The sequence below is a fragment of the Serratia sp. 2723 genome, from assembly GCF_050434425.1.
GTDB lineage: Bacteria > Pseudomonadota > Gammaproteobacteria > Enterobacterales > Enterobacteriaceae > Chania.
On sequence record NZ_JBNDIN010000007.1, the window covers coordinates 197,462 to 211,820 of the forward strand.

Here is a 14,359-nt window from a genome sequence, read left to right on the forward strand (position 1 = left end):
TAATGGAAAAAAAACAGCAAGATATGGTTTTGTCTCTTATGCGAGGTGACATTACGAAAGAGGAGTTCTCAAATAATTTTGATCAAGAAAAAAAATCATTAAATGTATATGATCTTATATTAAAGTCAGCAAATGAACACGATAGTGATTCTTTAGAACTATCTATGTACATAGGATTTTCCTTCGGTTTTAATGAAAGAGAGAAAATTATAAATTTATTTAACAAGCTATTAACAGAAAACTGGCATCATCAACATGAAGATATCGCAAAATTATTACAAAAATATAAAGACCCTAGTAGCGCCGCCCTTCTTTACAAGGCAACAGGGCTGTACTTTAAATATCTTGATTTAGATGATGAATATAACGCCTTCCATGTAAAATGTATTTGGGCTTTAGGAGATATAAGGAACAAAGAAGCCGTCAACTATTTAACCATACTATCTAACTCTGACATTGGATATATTAAAGAAAATGCAAAATATCAATTAATGAGAATTGAAGAAGAAAGAAATTAAGGTTGCAAGGGGCTTTTAGCCCCTTAACTTTCCATTTTCATAAAATGTTTCCTCAGGCAATAGTGATTGTACCTTTCCTATTTCCCCATCATTAATAGCTTGATTAATATCATGAACTAAATCAGTAATGTCAGTAACCTGAACGATCCACTTCTTTATATACAATTCTACTGCTTGATCACGCAGTCCGATTTGAATAGTTCTATAATTTAACTTATTTAAATAGATGTCTCTTTCTGGATCCCATTGAATAACAACAGGACTTTTATTGACTCGTTTTTTCCATTCATCGGAAGAACAACCAACATCAGGTGAATAATGGCTTAATATTCCTTGCTGAAGTATTTCTTCAAATCCATCGTGAGTTAAGTCAATAGCCAGTATTCTTTTTTGTCCTGGATCCTTTTTTGCCCATCCAGAACGATACATCATCCAAAGAAAAGAAGGTTTTATCCATGTCATACGTGCCATACTAAAAGGAGGTGAAACAAAATTCCCGTTTTTCTCTACACTGTCAGCAATAGTATCTGAATATGCTTGATAAACACGGATAAAGTCTGGGGTATAATATGCCCGAATTACTTTCTCTGGGACTTGAATGTTTGAGTTTATTATATTTATGTTCATAGTCGCTTATTAGAGTCACTGTTAAGTTGTGAAACAATTATTCTTTAAAGATTATAGCTATTTTTTGAATAATTTATTCTAACTATTATATAGTTTTAATTATTTCGATCAATATTTAAAATAAATTAATTTATAAATGGATAAATCGACGGCAAACTGACGGACAACCAAGGCAACACCGTATGGCGGGGGCAGTACAGCGCCTATGGGCAACTGACGGAGGAATGGACGCCGCCTGATGACCCGTATGAACATCCGCAACCGAAGGTGAACAACCCACTACGTTTTCAGGGACAGTACGAAGATGTGGAAAGTGGGCTGTATTACAACCTGAACCGGTATTATGACCCGGGTGTTGGGCGGTATCTGACGGCAGATCCGATCAAACTGGCCGGAGGACTGAATCATTATCGGTATGTTGATGGAAATCCAGTTAGTTGGGTAGATCCACTAGGGCTTAAAGGAATGCCGAGGTCGGATAGCAAACCTACAGGGGATAGAAACCCTGAGCCAAAAACATCACCTGAACTAGGATTACCACCGCTACCAACAAATTATTCGCCACTAGATTGGGATGCCGTTGTTCCCAAGAAAGGAGCGTATGCCGGTCAAGTGAGAACAGATCATGTGAGATTACATAATGTTGATAATCATGCAAAACCTAATCTAATCATGGCGTTTTCTATGGCGATGGTGTTGATGTAACTAACCAAGCATGGGAACAGGCCGCAAGAACAGGTGTTACTCCTGACTCTATCGGTACACTTAAAGTAAAAATGGATAAGCTGACAGGCCGTGCAGGAGGGATGGCTGCAGATTCAGGAGAGCTGTTTTATTCTATAGAGATAAAATTAGTACCTGGAACAAACAAAATTATTACGTCATATCCAGCTAATTAATAAGGATACAACACATGAGTGTGTTTTTTTATAAAGAATGCCCAGCTTGTCATCAAGGTCGCCTATTTATTTTTAAAGATACAACTAACAATAGGTTATACCTACATTGTGAAGAGTGTGAAATGGGATGGTTGACCCCTGATGATGCTGATAAAAACGTCAATAACTTCTTGACGTTACTCGACGATTTTGAAGCTGTCGAAGCGACAGATGACGACCTGATACGTTTTAAATGGAATAACTACCATTTCAATAAAATAGCAGCAATCTAACCATGCGGTGACTGCCCACTGTCCATATTGCTGAGTCGCGATATCAAGGATACAGAGGAATGCCTAAACTGGCTGAAAGGCAGGTTGCCCACAAGGAAATCCTAGAAAAGAATGAGTGAACTTACAGTTTTTTGGAAAAAAGAAGCCGTCGGTAAGATACTTGCCCCGCAACCAGATAATTTCCATCTATGCGGAAAATGGCAACCTATAGCAAGTAATTATTTAGATAATTTTATTAATGACATACAAGAAACCGAAGATTCTTTAGTCTGCGTAGGAAGTGAAGAAAAAGGTTTAACTGGAGTGGCTTGTGCGGTACCTGATGAGTACATAGACGTTTTAATTAGAGACTCCTATAAGAATCTTCATGAATTATAATAATAACTAAAGAGCGGTCCTCTGCTCGCTCTTTAGTTTTAAGTCTAAACAAACCTTGAACGCTAAGAATTTCAACTCAATAACGGCTAAGGATTATTTTTAAGTTAATAGTTCGAATAAGGAAGCACATTATCATTGGGATGATGTGCCTGTTCCTGATATCTCAACATTCAGCAACGGTATCGCCGGACGGCCAACAACTGGGGTACCACTACCAGCATGGCCGGGTACAGGGGATCACGCTGAACGAACAGCCGCTGCTGGCGTTCAACCACGACAACGCCGGGCGCGAGCAGGAACGGCGACAGGGCAACGGGCTGGTGAACCGCTACCAGTACGATAGTCTGGGCGTATGGTAGAGCACCGCTTCAGGGACCTGGCGAGGTGGGTTTACAGTCACTGTGGGAACAGCATTACCGTTACCAGGCGCAAGGTGAACTGGCTAGCATCACGGGAAATGCCCCACGGGAATACGGCTATGATACGCGGGGGCAGTTACTGAATGCCCAATTCCCCGGCAGCCACACGGCGGTAGATCGGCACAGCGTGGCAGGGGAAAGCTTCCTGTACGACACGGCGGGCAACCGGGTCAGTGAACATGGCGAGCGGGACAGCGCCCCTGGCAATCGGCTGGCGTTTTATGGTGACAGGCACTTCGAGTACGATCGCTTTGGTAACCTGGCGGTAGAGCGGCGCGGCAAGGCCCACAAATTGGTGACCACCTTTGCCTATGACTGTCGACACCGGCTGATAAAGCGGACCGATCCGCACGGGCGAGTAACCACCTACACTTACGATGCGTTCAACCGCCGAACCAGTAAAACCGTAGAGGGCCAGACCACGGAGTTCCTGTGGCAAGGCAATAAGCTGATTGCGGAAACGGACAATCAACAGCACTGGCAAACGTTCTTGTATGAGCCGGGCAGCCACCGGCCAATGGCAACGGTAGTCGGCTCTACACGGCTGAACAGCCCGAAGGTCAGGACCTACTGGTACCAGAATGACCACCTTGGCACACCGCACAGCCTGACGGACATCCAGGGCAACACCGTATGGCGTAGGCAGTACAGCGCCTATGGGCAACTGACGGAGGAATGGACGCCGCCTGATGACCCGTATGAACATCCGCAACCGAAGGTGAACAACCCACTACGTTTTCAGGGGCAGTACGAAGATGTGGAAAGTGGGCTGTATTACAACCTGAACCGGTATTATGATCCGGGGGTTGGGCGGTATTTGACGGCGGATCCGATCAAACTGGCCGGAGGATTAAACCAATATCGCTATTGTATCAACCCTATTAATTGGATTGATCCGTTAGGATTAGCTAATCTACCTAAGTCAGCAGGTCAGCAAAAACTACCTCAAGACCTGTCTCAAGAACAATTTAAGAATTTGTCTCTATTAGCGCAACAACGATCCCAGGAATTAGGGTTAGGAGACGATATATTTGTGCAAGGAAGTCGAGCATCTCATACAGCAAGAGCCGACTCTGATATTGACTTGGGAATTAGAGTTTCTCCAAATGTATTTGATGATTTTTTATTAAATCAATCTAAGTTAGGTGGCACAATTAATCCGGGAACAGCAAAAGAAAGATCTATCTTGTACTCTATTGATCAAGGAATCATCAAACGAGGAGAAGCAAGGTTAAGTGCTGTTGGTGAACAAATAACTGAAGATGTATTAAATGGTATGAAGGTTGATTTTTCAGTTATACGAGCAGGAAGTAGCTTTGATAGTGGCTATCAAATCCCTCTTCTGAAGCTAACTCCAAAAGGAGAAATAAAATGAGTCATGATGCTATAGAGCTTTACTGTACATTTTATCTAAACTCGACTCGAGATTTATCTGAAATAGATAACCTTATTTTTGAAAAAATTAAAAATGTAACTTCTAGAAAAGGATCAATAAAAACAGATATTTTAACTATTTGTTCATTTAGGAATCCTGACAGATCATGTGATGACTTTATGTGTTGGCCATATAGATTAGATGTTGAGCCAATTGAAGAGGATACAGCCGAATATACATCATTCGTTAATGCGGCTAAGGAACTTAATCATATCTTGAAATCTAATGGTGTAGACGTTGTAGTCAGTTGTGACTTTGAGGACGAGTTTAAGTGATAAATAACACCCCGAATCTATCAGGTTTCGGGGTGGCTTTCAGTACGACGGGCCGGTAACCAAGTCAGTGAACGTTCGGTGGCCTAAACCAATATCAATGTTGTGAAAACTGGTCCAGGAAAGACGCCGTTACCACCGAAAAACCCTATGAAGAGATAACATAAAATGAATAAAAATATGAAGAAAAAAAGTACACTGACGAAAAAATACTGAACTCACTGACAAGTGGTAGGTTTGAAATAGATGACTATTTTATTGAGGAAATATATCCTGGTAGTTACATCTATTCTGCAGAATCAGATAGTGTTCAGTTTGATTACTTTGGTGAGGATGATGTATATCATCAAGCTGTTCTGAAGTTTTTAAGAAATAAAGACGTACGTATTGTACCTTATGAAGGTTAGGGTGGTAATTGCAGAAACAATACAGTGGATTATGGTCTGGAATATGTATTACATTCCCGGAAATTATATTAAAAACCACCTCCCCGTTAAAGTCATTAAAGGAAAAATCAATATCAAGAAATGGTTCAATGAGGGAAAGGAAGTAACTTTAAAACAAGAAATAATTTATACTCTATTTCACTTGGCACGTTGAATTACTAAGCCTATGCAATTAGGGCTGTGTAGTCGATCTACCTGATAGCCAAATTAGTATCCGATGCCGAGGCGCTTACAAGGATATAAATACTGTAGAGGATACCCAATATTTTTATAACAACCTTAATTATTAGAATAAATAAAGAGAAATCCTCGGCTCGCTCTTTATTATTTTCTCACTGCAGAATCTTAAAACCAGCTATATTCACAGATCAATAGAGGGTTAATGAATGACCAAAGACGATATTATTAAGTGGCTAAATCTTGGGCAAACAGGAACTCTATGTATATTTAGAGATAAGGTAAATGAAGATTTTGACCTAATCTTAAAATCTTTATCAATAGTATTATCTCTTAAGACAGGCTATGAGTTACAAGTAGATTTTGACGCAATAAATCAAGCGGAACAAGGTGAGGGTTGGCAATGGTGTACTTCTTCTACGTCATTAGAAAAATTAATTCCTGTTTTAGAAGGTGAGTTAAAAACCCCTTTGAGTGATTGGACTTATGTCAAGAAAACCGGGATGGCATGTATCGATGATGAAAAAATCGATTGGGATAAATTAAGTAAGCAGGGGTTGCTTTTTGAAGAAAAACATGATTATGGCCATGAATTCCTTCCAGGTCTACCTGATGATATTTATTGGTCTCGAAGACCATACTCATACGATAAAAAGCATAATCTAGCGCAGTGGCTTTACAAATAGAATCAAGAGGTTACATTCGTAGTTGTGAGAGGCGTTTAAACAATGATTACATCAAAATCAATTATGGGGAAAGTTAGAGGCTATAAGATTAAAGATATAGTTGGTAAGGTTGAAAGTATCATTGATTGCGATAACTTTAATTTCAAGATAATGGTTTATGATATAGAGAGGCATGTTTTTAATCTAAAAATACATGATAAGTATACAACTAAGGGAGGTGCCGAAAAATTTGGGTTTACTGAAACTATAGATCACCTTGAGGAAACAAAAGACAAGACCGTGCTTATATTTATTTACAGAGAAGGATCTTATATGGTGCATTTTATATTCCAAGAGAAACCCATGACTTTGATAAGTATTATGGGGTTAAAGATAAGGGTTAAATCACAAGAGGAAATAGATGAGATAATGGCTAGAGTATATCGAAATTGGACGGAGGAGTGACCTACTTTCGTTTGAAGATGGCTGACTCACATGGGGTTGGTGGCTTTAGATTTCATTTGTCATTCGTTTTTTCGATGTTTAAATTCGAGTCCCGCCCTTGGTTATAAGGGCAGGTGTAACTCAGGACGGCAAAGCGGCGCGGCAAGCCCCACAAACTGGTGACCACCTTTGCCTATGACTGTCGGCACCGGCCAATGGCAAGCTCTAAACGAGTCACCCCCACTGCGTTTTCAGAGCCAGTAAGAAAGGCTGCACCATACTTCATCCGATATCGTTATTATTCGCCGGATAAAGAAAGGATAATTTAAAATCCAATAAACGTCGTAACAGCATCCCCCTGCAACCAGAAACGCCCGCTAAAGCGGCGGCCTGAGTGGCAAAGCGGCGTCAGCGTTTTCAGCAACTCCAGCTCGAAGGTCTGCGTCTGCATATCCAGTTTGATCACCCGAGCATCCAGAAAATCAAAGTAGCAGCGTACCTGCGGGTAAAGCGCCTTGAACAGGCTTTCCTTGGCGGAAAACACCAGCGTCAACAGCAGATTAAAGGGCTGTGGCCGTTGGCGTAACCATTGGCATTCGTCCTCACTGACGATACCGCTCCACAACTCTTCCGCTCGCGCTGGCGGGATCTGCGTTTCCACATCAATGCCCACGCCACCTGCCCCACTCTCATGTTGAGCGGCACACAGCGCCGTATCATTATTGTGACTGATCGCCCCGGCAATCCCGGCAGGCCAGAGCGGTTCACGCTTCTCCCCGCGCAATAAGGTGAAATCCTGATGCCCCAACTCTGCCAGCACCCAGCGCGCCAGATAGCGCCCGGCCAGATATTCCGCCTTACGCTTGGCGACCGCTGGCACGACGTGCGCCGGGAAATCGATGCCGGCGGCAGCAAACAGATCGTCGTGATAATCCGCGACAGAAAAGTGACACTGCGCGATCAGGCCAGTAAAACCATCAACCGGCAATAATTCAGCATTGAGAATAAAAGAAGAGAGCACGTTTCATCCGTGATAAAGGGTCCGTTGAGACAGTATATACCGCGCGGCTGGCCGGGGCGAAACGGTTCGCCCCGGCAGCAGTATTAATACAAGACGTCCTTCATGGTTTTTTCAAAGTCGCTCCAGGCACAGAACCCGTCTTTATCCACCGGGCAGCCTTCCAGCGCCAGGGTGACGCGCTGCGGTGGATTGCTCAGCGTCAGCGGTTCAGCATTACGCAACTGCTCGGTCGATTGGTAGACATACTCAATCTTCAACAGATCGCGATCGCCTTTGCCATCATGCCAACGCTGGAACACCAGCTTGCCGCCTATCGGCGTTTTCTCATACTGCTTCGGCAGCTCATACGGCTTGAACTTCATCGCTGACAGCAAAGAGGCGATGTTGGAATCATGCCCCACCAGCACGGTCAGCTTCGCTGAATCCGCCTTGCGCTCGCTAATCAGCGCCGAGTTGATGTAGGTCAGCAGCGGTTTGGCGACGTTCTGTGCGACGACCGGCGAGGTGAACAGCGAATCCTGGTAGCCATCTTTCAGCTTGGCGAGTTGCTGCCACTGGTGTGGCGTGACGATCTTGCCCCAGGCCACGTCTTTCATCGGGAAGCCTTCGTAATATTGCAACATAAAGGCATCCACCAGCGAGTTACCCACTTTCAGCGGGCCAGAAACGCCAGGCTCTTTCGTCGGCACCGCGCTCATTTTGCTCTGTTCTGCGGCCAGGTTGCACTGTTTATCGGTCTTACAGGCGGCTGAGTCCTTGTAGTCAATGATCTGCTCGAGCTGTTTGTAGGAGGCGTCCAGCTTCAACGATGCCAGTTCGGCATTCATGGCGCTCAACGCCTTCTGGTTAAAAGCTTCGCTGTTGTCGGTGATAATCGGGTTGAAGGTAGGATCCATCTCCCCCATTTTCTCCTGATGATGCACGCTGATGTCGCAGCCAGGGAACGCGCCGTTGGTAAAGAACTGCGCGGTGGCTACCGTGCGTTGCAGGCTGTTGGCATACACGTAAACGCTGTCAGCGGCCGGGCAACCTTCCTGCGGCAAAATACCCGCCTGCTTGAGCCACGCGTTGAAATAGTGGCCCATATACACCTCCAGCACGCCGCCCTTGGTGGTCAGCAAACCACCTGGCGTATCCCACTGTGGCCAGGCTTTCGGCGTGGACTGGGCCAGCACGCTGCCGTTGTTCGCCAGTGGTGCACGCAGGTTGTGGCGGCTCATCACCAGCACCTGTTCCAGTTGATAACCGTCGTTCTCAGCAAAGGCGGTGCCGCTGAACAGCAAAGGCAGACAAAGCAATAACGTTTTTTTTCTCATCCGCAGAGGTTCCCTAAATGTGATTATTTTGAATAGGTTAACGTTGGATTTGTATAATGACGGCGTTCGACATGAAAGTGTGTGACGGGTGTCACGCGGGAAGGGATTGCAACAGCGGCCACCCTTGGGTGGCCGCTGGTCAATTTAGTACCACAGGCTTAAAATTGGCCAGCCGATCAGCAGCAACGCCGCGATATACACCACACCGAGGACACCGCCAAGACGCCAGTAGTCTTTCGATTTCACGTAGCCACAGCCATAGATAATCACCCCAGGGCCAGTAGCATACGGGGTCAATACCCCCATGATACCGATCGACAACACCAACAGGATGGAAAGGTGCTCCATCGGTACGCCCGGCAAGCCTTTACCTACCGCCAGGATCATCGGCAGCATGGTCGCGGTGTGGGCCGAGAGGCTGGCAAACAGGTAGTGCGCATAGTAGAACACCAGCACCAGCAGAACGACCGTCATCTTCGGTGAGAAACCGTCCAAATGGGTGCTCATGGTGGTGGCAAACCAGTCGATAAAGCCGGAGCGGCTCAGGCCGCTGGCCATCACCACCAAGGTTGCCAGGTTAACCAGGGTATTCCAGGCGCTGGAGTATTTGGTGATGTCCTTCCAACTGACCACGTGCAGGGCAAGCATCAATGAGACCGCCAGCAAACACACCGTCGTCGCATCCACCAGTTTGCCGCCGAACACCCACAGGCACAGGCTGAGTAACACCAGACCGATCAGGGTATATTCTTTGCGGGTCAGTTTCCCCATCTCCCCGAGTGCCGTATTGGCCCAGCCAGCCACTTCATTGCTGTGGGTAACGCCTGGCTTATACAGGTAGTAGGAAATCAACGGCGCAACGATCAGCAGCAGCAGCCCGACCGGCAGGAAAGCCAGGAACCATTGCATCCAGCTGATATTGATCCCGGCAATCTTGTGGACGAACTCGATACCCAACACGTTAGGTGCTGCGCCGGTCACAAACATGGAGGAACTGATGCTGGTCCCCACCACCATCATCCACATCAGATAACCACCGATGCGCCGTGAGGATGGATCGTTCGGGAAGGAGTCAAACAGGGGCGGCAGGTTCTTCACTACCGGGAACACGGTGCCCCCGGTACGCGCAGTGTTGGACGGGGTAAACGGCGCCAGCAGGATATCGATGATCACCACCGCGTAGCCCAGCGTCAGGGTACGTTTGCCCATGAACTTCACCAGGAACAGCGCGATGCGTCGCCCTAACCCGGTAGCCTCATAACCCAGCGCGAAGATAAAGGCCCCAAACACCAGCCAGACGGTGGTACTGGAGAACCCGGCCAGCCCCCATTTGAGCGCCTCTTTACCGGCTTTAAAGCCTGGATTGGCCAGCTCTTCGGCGCCAAACAGCACCCAGTTGGAACTGAGCACGCTGACGGTCACGGCAATAAAGCTGATCGCCGTGGCCGGGATCGGCTCCAGGATCATACCGACAATCATCGCCACAAAGATGGCAAAGTAACGCCAGGCTTGCGGTGGCATGCCCTCCGGCGTGGGGATCATTAACAGGACGGCAAGCACCACCAACGGGGCGATCGCTTTCCAGATTTTCTCTTTGGTTTCGGACATGGACACTTCTCCTGAAGGCTTCGTTATTTTTTTAAGCCCCCGTCTGCGGCAACTGCGCCAACAGCCAGGTGACTATCAATAAATCGGCACTGCCGCCGGGGCTGAGATTGCGGGCGATGCACGCGATGTCAAACTGCCGCAAGCGGGCAGTCCCCTGTGCCGTACCAGCCCCTCCCTGTGCCAATAACTGGCTGGCATAGTGTTGTAACCAGCGCAGCCCTTTGATGCCGCCCCGCGAGGCGACGTTGGTATCATCGTTATGCGCCATCAGCCACAGCAGGCTGTCCAGCAGCGCGACCTGTTCGCCACAACCACTGGCGATCCTCTGGCGATACAGCGGCAACGCGCCGCCAATCACCCGCTGAAAGCCGGATTCAGCCTCACCACGGGCACCGCTCAGGCCAAACTCGGCAAATAGCCGTTGCCCTGCGGTCTGGCCCGCGTTGTTGCGTTGCAGCTCCCGGCCAACCAACCCACGGCACATCTGGGCCACTTCGTCACACAGGCTTTGGGCGTCAATCTGCCGCTGTTGTTGCTGTAAGCGGCCGAAGGCGCAGCACAACAATCCCAGCGAGAACACGCTGCCTTTATGGGTGTTGATGCCGCCGGTGGCGTGGAACATCTGTTCTTCACAAGCCATACCCAATGGGCGCAGGCGTGCAAGCTGCTGCTCGGCGGGCAAACCAGCGTCGGCCATACCCTGGCGGATAAAATAGGGTAGCCAGCGGCCAATCGCCCTTGAGCTGCGGTAGAAATGGCCAATATCCATGTCGCGATGTGCGCCGTTGTTGTGGCGATCGACCAACCCCGGCTTAGGCGTCAGGTTGACCTCCACCAGCAGCGCCCGATAGGCGTCGCGAGCAAAGCGCTGGCTGAACGAAGGAGCGGTAACCGCTGGCTGCCAATCAGGCTGGGAGTGCATCATTGAGCATCATTTCCATTTCGCTGAGCAGTTGTTCGGTGCTGTGGCTCTGCTGGCGGGCACAAATTTTGGCGGGCTGATTGCACAGCAGACAGCTGCGTTCAGGCAGACCAAGTTCACGCCGCGACAGGATTTTCCCTTGCGGTGACAGCACATCGATATCCCACAGGCGGCCAATCGACTGCTGGATTTCCAACTGGATGGCAGCCTCTTTCACCGCGCGGGCATCGGCTTGCAGTGCCAGATACCCCTCGCAGCCGGTGGGTAGCGCCAGGGTCTTCTGCTGCAAACACAGCCAGCCTTGCTGGCGATACATCTGCTGCAAGGCCTGTCTTCCCAGGTTGAACACGCGCCGTGTCATGGGGCTGTCTTTCACCGCCCCCGGTACCACCAGAGTGAGCACTACCAGCGTGGCGGTAGGATGGCACTCCAGCCACGCCTGTTGCCGTGCCTGCCGGCATTCACGGCTGGAAAGCAGTTCGGACAAACTTACGGCGCGGCTGGCGGCCAATTCGGGGGTGATGTAAGCCATGGCGTTACTCCGCGACCTGATGTACGACGTCAATCACCGAACCGTCGCGATAGCGCACCACGGCCACCACGTTATCGGTAAAGGCGATCGGTTTCGGTTCGCCGGTCAGTACCAGCGCACGCTCACGCAGCCATTCGATAGTGACCACCTGCAACCCGGCATCGCGTAACCTCTGCGCCAACTCTGGGCGGGCCGGGTTAACGGCAATACCGTGGTCGGTCACCAGAATGTCGATGCTGGAACCCGGCGTAACGTAGGTCGTCACCTGCTCAACCAGCGTAGGAATGCGGCCACGCACCAATGGCGCGACAATAATCGCCAACCGCGCCGCCGCTGCGGTATCACAGTGGCCTCCGGAAGCGCCACGGATCACTCCGTCGGAGCCGGTCAGCACGTTGACGTTAAAGCCGGTGTCAATTTCCAGCGCACTCAGCACGACCACGTCCAAGCGGTCAACCGACGCGCCCTTGGAGCTGAAATTGGCGTACTGATTGGCGCTGATCTCGATATGATTTGGGTTGCGAGCTAATGACATGGCCGCCGCGCGATCAAAGCTCTGCACGTCCAGCAGTTTGCCGATCAGCCCTTTCTCATGCAGATCCACCATGGTGGAGGTGATACCACCCAGCGCAAAACCGGCGCGGACGCCACGGGCACGCATCTTGTCTTCCAGGAAGCGGGTTACGGCCAACGAAGCGCCACCGGTGCCGGTCTGTAAGGAGAAGCCTTCGGTGAAGTAGCCGGAGTCAACGATCACCTCGGCGGCACGGCGGGCAATCAGCAACTCACGCGGGTTGGAGGTCATACGCGTGGCATCGGCCCCGATCTTGTCCGCATCCCCTACTCGCTCCAGTTGCACGATCAGATCGACCTGATCCTGTGCCAGGCTGGCGGGATGATGCGGGTAAGGCACGATCGCTTCGGTCAATAGCACCACGCTACGGGCCACAGCGGCGTCCACCTTGGCATAACCTAGCGAACCGCAGCAGGCATCACCGGTGTATCCGTTAGCATTGCCGAACTCATCGCAGGTTGGCACGCCAAGGAAGGCAACGTCGATCTGCAACTCACCCGACTCGACCAGGTTGACCCGGCCACCGTGCGAGTGAACCTGCACCGGTTCTTTCAGCAGGCCGCGCGAAATGGCGTCCGCCAGCGGCCCCCGCAGGCCAGAGGTATAAATACGGCTCACCACCCCGTTGCGGATATGGCCGACCAACGGCGCATGGCAATCGGTCAATGAACTGGAGGCCAGCGTCAGGTTGCGGAAACCCATCGTCGCCAGCACATCCATCACCTGATTGAGGGCCAGATCGCCACCACGGAATGCGTGGTGGAAAGAGATGGTCATGCCGTCCTGCAGGCCGCTGCGGCGGATCGCCACTTCCAGCGACTCACAGCGTTTGATATCGCGCGGTTTACGCGCCTGCAGGTTGGCCTTGGAGGCTTCCTGATAAAGCCGCATCTCGGCGTGATTGTTCAAGGTCATCAGGCGTTGTTGGCGTTTCATCATGCTTCCTCGCTGTGGTTCGGTTCTTCACGCACGCCGGAAAGCGCTGCGCGTTGCAGTACCAGACGGGCCCGCTCAATCACCGGGCTATCCACCATCTTGCCGTTCAGCGAAACCACGCCGCGTCCCTCTTTTTCTGCCGCTTCTGCCGCATCGACCACTCGCTGGGCATGAGCCACTTCTTTGGCGGTTGGTGCATACAGGTTGTGCAGCAGTTCAATCTGACGCGGGTTAATCAGGGATTTACCGTCAAAACCCAGTTGTTTGATCAGCGCCGCTTCCTGGAGGAAACCCGCTTCGTTGTTGGCATCGGAATAGACGGTGTCGAATGCCTGGATCCCGGCAGCACGGGCGGCCTGCAACAGTGAGCAACGGGCAAACAGCAGTTCGATGCCTTCTGGCGAGCGCTCGGTACGCAGATTGCGCACATAGTCTTCGGCCCCCAGCGCAATCCCGATCAACCTTGGGGAAGCCTGCGCAATCGCCACCGCGTTGGTGATGCCCTGTGCGGACTCGATCGCCGCCAGCAGGCCAGTGCTACCGACCGGGCGACCACAGGCACTTTCGATGGCGGCGATTTCACGCTCCATATCCACCACGTCCTGCGCGCTGTCCGTTTTTGGCAGACGGACGATATCCGCTCCGCCACGCACCACCGCCTGCAGATCCGCCAGGCCATAGGCCGAATCCAGGGCGTTAACGCGCACAATGGTTTCTACCTCCTGATACAGCGGGTGTTGCAGCGCGTGATACACCAGGCGACGGGCCGCGTCTTTCTCACGCAGGATCACCGAGTCTTCCAGATCGAACATCAGCGCATCGGCCTGATAGATAAAGGCATTGCTGACCATGGCGGCATTCGCCCCCGGCACGAATAGCATGCTGCGGCGCATACGGT

17 protein-coding genes are annotated in these 14,359 nt (G+C 49.9%); 9 read left to right on the forward strand and 8 right to left on the reverse strand.

Going from position 1 to position 14,359, the window contains the following annotated elements:
• Positions 1 to 2: 2 nt before the first annotated feature.
• Positions 3 to 518: a hypothetical protein gene (locus ABIE29_RS13200; protein ID WP_429619228.1), complete on the forward strand. Its 516-nt coding sequence runs from the start codon at positions 3 to 5 to the stop codon at positions 516 to 518.
• A gap of 15 nt (positions 519 to 533) precedes the next feature.
• Here ABIE29_RS13200 and ABIE29_RS13205 read toward each other — a convergent pair whose 3' ends face one another.
• Positions 534 to 1,145 carry a DUF4291 domain-containing protein gene (locus tag ABIE29_RS13205; RefSeq protein ID WP_429619229.1) on the reverse strand — a complete coding sequence of 204 codons (612 nt, stop codon included), beginning with the start codon at positions 1,143 to 1,145 and terminating at the stop codon, positions 534 to 536.
• A 156-nt stretch (positions 1,146 to 1,301) separates the two neighbouring features.
• On the opposite strand from ABIE29_RS13205, the gene ABIE29_RS13210 reads away from it, so the two are divergent.
• The 8 genes from ABIE29_RS13210 to ABIE29_RS13245 all read left to right on the forward strand — a co-directional run bounded on the left by ABIE29_RS13210 (position 1,302) and on the right by ABIE29_RS13245 (position 6,573).
• Complete coding sequence (locus ABIE29_RS13210) at positions 1,302 to 1,850, forward strand: RHS repeat-associated core domain-containing protein (RefSeq protein ID WP_429619308.1); 549 nt, start codon at positions 1,302 to 1,304, stop codon at positions 1,848 to 1,850.
• A gap of 208 nt (positions 1,851 to 2,058) precedes the next feature.
• Positions 2,059 to 2,316 carry a hypothetical protein gene (locus ABIE29_RS13215; protein ID WP_429619230.1) on the forward strand — a complete coding sequence of 86 codons (258 nt, stop codon included), beginning with the start codon at positions 2,059 to 2,061 and terminating at the stop codon, positions 2,314 to 2,316.
• A gap of 111 nt (positions 2,317 to 2,427) precedes the next feature.
• A complete protein-coding gene (locus ABIE29_RS13220; protein WP_429619231.1) occupies positions 2,428 to 2,694 on the forward strand; it encodes a hypothetical protein in 267 nt (88 codons plus the stop codon).
• Between the two features lie 140 nt (positions 2,695 to 2,834).
• Positions 2,835 to 3,053, forward strand: a complete 219-nt coding sequence (locus tag ABIE29_RS13225; RefSeq protein WP_429619232.1) for a hypothetical protein — start codon at positions 2,835 to 2,837, stop codon at positions 3,051 to 3,053.
• A 25-nt stretch (positions 3,054 to 3,078) separates the two neighbouring features.
• Positions 3,079 to 4,488: an RHS repeat-associated core domain-containing protein gene (locus ABIE29_RS13230; RefSeq protein WP_429619233.1), complete on the forward strand. Its 1,410-nt coding sequence runs from the start codon at positions 3,079 to 3,081 to the stop codon at positions 4,486 to 4,488.
• A complete protein-coding gene (locus ABIE29_RS13235) occupies positions 4,485 to 4,823 on the forward strand; it encodes a hypothetical protein (RefSeq protein WP_429619234.1) in 339 nt (112 codons plus the stop codon). The genes ABIE29_RS13230 and ABIE29_RS13235 overlap by 4 nt, the downstream gene beginning before the upstream one ends.
• Positions 4,824 to 5,652: 829 nt before the next feature.
• A complete protein-coding gene (locus ABIE29_RS13240; protein ID WP_429619235.1) occupies positions 5,653 to 6,129 on the forward strand; it encodes a hypothetical protein in 477 nt (158 codons plus the stop codon).
• A 42-nt stretch (positions 6,130 to 6,171) separates the two neighbouring features.
• Entirely contained in the window at positions 6,172 to 6,573 is a 402-nt protein-coding gene (locus tag ABIE29_RS13245) for a hypothetical protein (protein WP_429619236.1), read from the forward strand.
• 304 nt (positions 6,574 to 6,877) lie between these two features.
• Here ABIE29_RS13245 and ABIE29_RS13250 read toward each other — a convergent pair whose 3' ends face one another.
• The 7 genes from ABIE29_RS13250 to citE all read right to left on the reverse strand — a co-directional run bounded on the left by ABIE29_RS13250 (position 6,878) and on the right by citE (position 14,354).
• The gene (locus ABIE29_RS13250) at positions 6,878 to 7,573 is read right to left on the reverse strand and encodes a 4'-phosphopantetheinyl transferase family protein (RefSeq protein WP_429619237.1); all 696 of its coding nucleotides are present in this window, start codon (positions 7,571 to 7,573) and stop codon (positions 6,878 to 6,880) included.
• An 83-nt stretch (positions 7,574 to 7,656) separates the two neighbouring features.
• Positions 7,657 to 8,889 carry a bifunctional glucose-1-phosphatase/inositol phosphatase gene (gene agp / locus ABIE29_RS13255; protein ID WP_429619238.1) on the reverse strand — a complete coding sequence of 411 codons (1,233 nt, stop codon included), beginning with the start codon at positions 8,887 to 8,889 and terminating at the stop codon, positions 7,657 to 7,659.
• A gap of 144 nt (positions 8,890 to 9,033) precedes the next feature.
• On the reverse strand, positions 9,034 to 10,497 hold the full coding sequence (locus ABIE29_RS13260; protein WP_429619239.1) for an anion permease: 1,464 nt from the start codon (positions 10,495 to 10,497) through the stop codon (positions 9,034 to 9,036).
• Between the two features lie 31 nt (positions 10,498 to 10,528).
• On the reverse strand, positions 10,529 to 11,422 hold the full coding sequence (citG, locus tag ABIE29_RS13265) for a triphosphoribosyl-dephospho-CoA synthase CitG (protein ID WP_429619240.1): 894 nt from the start codon (positions 11,420 to 11,422) through the stop codon (positions 10,529 to 10,531).
• A complete protein-coding gene (citX, locus tag ABIE29_RS13270) occupies positions 11,403 to 11,951 on the reverse strand; it encodes a citrate lyase holo-[acyl-carrier protein] synthase (protein ID WP_429619241.1) in 549 nt (182 codons plus the stop codon). The genes citG and citX overlap by 20 nt, the downstream gene beginning before the upstream one ends.
• Positions 11,952 to 11,955: 4 nt before the next feature.
• Positions 11,956 to 13,461 (reverse strand): citrate lyase subunit alpha, encoded by a 1,506-nt coding sequence (gene citF, locus ABIE29_RS13275; protein ID WP_429619309.1) that lies wholly within the window; start codon positions 13,459 to 13,461, stop codon positions 11,956 to 11,958.
• Entirely contained in the window at positions 13,461 to 14,354 is an 894-nt protein-coding gene (gene citE, locus ABIE29_RS13280; RefSeq protein WP_429619310.1) for a citrate (pro-3S)-lyase subunit beta, read from the reverse strand. Before citE ends, citF begins: the two co-directional genes overlap by 1 nt.
• Positions 14,355 to 14,359 lie beyond the last annotated feature (5 nt).